Source organism: Aerococcus sp. L_32 (assembly GCF_050689315.1).
In genome coordinates, this window is record NZ_JBOEQF010000322.1 from 1 (window position 1) to 2,233 (window position 2,233).

The 2,233-nt window shown below is 37.1% G+C and carries 4 protein-coding genes; 3 read left to right on the top strand and 1 reads right to left on the bottom strand.

Annotated features, from left to right (window positions below; translation table 11 throughout):
* Window positions 1-215 (bottom strand): cation:dicarboxylate symporter family transporter (locus ACRCJ0_RS12370; RefSeq protein WP_431390613.1); only part of this gene is annotated, 215 nt, incomplete at its 3' end.
* Window positions 216-521: 306 nt separating this feature from the next.
* Between ACRCJ0_RS12370 and ACRCJ0_RS12375 the strand changes: the two genes are divergently transcribed.
* From ACRCJ0_RS12375 to ACRCJ0_RS12385, 3 genes are all read left to right on the top strand, one after another.
* On the top strand, window positions 522-1,187 hold the full coding sequence (locus ACRCJ0_RS12375) for a SatD family protein (RefSeq protein WP_048727314.1): 666 nt from the start codon (window positions 522-524) through the stop codon (window positions 1,185-1,187).
* Window positions 1,171-1,902 (top strand): DUF3307 domain-containing protein, encoded by a 732-nt coding sequence (locus tag ACRCJ0_RS12380; protein ID WP_419971253.1) that lies wholly within the window; start codon window positions 1,171-1,173, stop codon window positions 1,900-1,902. Before ACRCJ0_RS12375 ends, ACRCJ0_RS12380 begins: the two co-directional genes overlap by 17 nt.
* Before the next feature lie 227 nt (window positions 1,903-2,129).
* A partial coding sequence (locus ACRCJ0_RS12385) for an acyl-CoA dehydrogenase family protein (RefSeq protein WP_431390614.1) occupies window positions 2,130-2,233 on the top strand: 104 nt, incomplete at its 3' end.

The window sequence follows — 2,233 nt, forward strand, 5'->3', positions numbered from 1 at the left end:
ATGACCTTCCCTAGTTGATTCCCACCACCGATTTCTACCACTGATAAGACAATTAATGGAAAAACGAGTGGCACGACGAGCATTTGGATGAGGTTCATAAAGAGATCTCCCAGCATACCAAAATGACTACTGATGCCTGGGAAAAAGTACCCAACGGCGATACCTAAAATGGCAACTATGAGTATCTGTACCAATAAATTAGGTTTTTTAAACATACATATTCCTCCAATCATTTATCAAGACCTACTTTAGTTTGTTAGCAATAGGTCTCTAATAGCTTGTTTCGTAGTATAGCACTCAGGATTTTATAGTAGATAATCGAATATCGGTCACTATTGGTCTAAAATTGAAACACATTAATTACCGAACAGATGTGATGTAGTGCATACATTGTGAAGTATGGCGGAAATAAAGACAATTTTTATAAATTTCCTAAATAACGGATATTTTAATCACTTAGTTTCCGTAATATTGGCAATTAAATATAATTTCCGTTATAATGGATATCCAGGAGGTGCCTTATGTCTAAAAACTATATAGCGATTATCGGTGACTTAATTGATTCAAAAAAATCAGCTGACCGAGAAAACTTACAAGAAAACTTATTAGAAAGTTTTGCTACAATTAACCAAAACTATGGTGACATCATCGCGTCAAAATTAACGATAACCTTAGGTGATGAATTTCAAGTGTTGATTAAACCTCATCATCAAGTGTTTCAAATGATAGATGACATCCAACGACTCATTCCCCATCCCATTCGCTTTGGGATTGGTTACGGGTCAATAGCCACAGAGATTGATCCTGAAGTCAGTATAGGCGCAGATGGCCCTGCATACTGGCACGCTAGAAGCGCCATTGAATCAGTCAAGCAACACGATTACAGCGGTAATTTACGTCAAGTCTTTACTGGTCTAGAGGGAAAAGATGACACCATCAATACCCTGCTCTTACTGACGGATACTATCCGGTCAAGTTGGACTAAAACCCAGCTATATGTCTTCAATGGACTTTTAGAGACGGGGATTTACCAGCAATCATTTAATCAAAAAGCACTTGCTAAAAAATTAGAATTATCACCCTCAGCTTTAAGTAAACGACTAAATTCAGCCAATATTAAAATCTATCTAGCTGGAAAAGAACAGCTGGCACGTTTCATTCAGGAGGTCGATGATACTGATTCATAATGCCATCACACTCGTATTATTAATTGCCCACTTTCTAGGTGATTACCATTTTCAAAGTGAGGAACTGTCAGAAGCCAAGAGAAAGAGTCACGCCGCTCTTGCTAGACACCTAGCTATCCATGGATTACTTTTGTTTATATCATGGTTACTCACTTGGCAGTCGAATATGATTCTCTTATTTTCAGCTGTATGGCTAGGACATATCATCATTGATTTACTGAAGGTGACCCTACAGCGGAAGTGGATATTCCAGGCAGAACAGATTCCTTATATTTATCTGATTGATCAATTGCTACATATTTCATTGATTGTCGTCTTAAGTCAGGTTGTTTTCCCGGCATCCGGTGACGTCTTCGTATCCATACCTACATTGGTCTTGAAATGGACCTTACTGACGGTATTAATAACCAAACCCGCGAACGTTACCTTTAAAGTGCTTTTCAATCAATATCAAAATTACACCGACGATAAAGTTGACCAAACTGAAATAGTCACTGTTCCTGGTGCAGGCGCTATGATTGGGAATTTAGAACGAATTTTATCAGCTATATTCCTGTCATTAAATGCCCTATCTTCCATCGGCTTAATCTATACTGCGAAGTCTATTGCCCGCTTTAAACTGATTGAGGAGAACCAAGGATTCGCCGAATACTATTTAATCGGTACCTTATTTTCCATTCTATTTGTCGTCGTATCATACTTTTTTATATTTTAGAAGACATCTTACTTAGCGATTTAGGCGATTGTTAAGTAAGATGTTTTTTGTGCCGCTCTTCACTTAAACTTATAAGATATATTCGTGGTCCTAAAAATCTATGTAAGCACTTTAATTTTAATCTTTTTTCGTCAAAAGTTTGATATAAGTCAAGGAAAACGACAATCCGTCTAGCGTATACTTGGATGGTGAAATAGTACACAATATACTGAAAGTGGTGAAAATACATGGATTTTAAATTCACTGATGAACAAGAACTACTCCGTAAGATGATTCAAAAGTTTGCGGAAAAAGAAATTGCCCCAAGATACGAAGAGATTGAAAAGGAAGG

What these genes read in the sequence shown, in the direction of transcription:
- ACRCJ0_RS12375 (WP_048727314.1), top strand. Translation starts at nt 522, where the DNA reads ATGTCTAAAAACTATATAGCGATTATCGGTGACTTAATTGATTCAAAA.
- ACRCJ0_RS12380 (WP_419971253.1), top strand. Translation starts at nt 1,171, where the DNA reads ATGATACTGATTCATAATGCCATCACACTCGTATTATTAATTGCCCAC.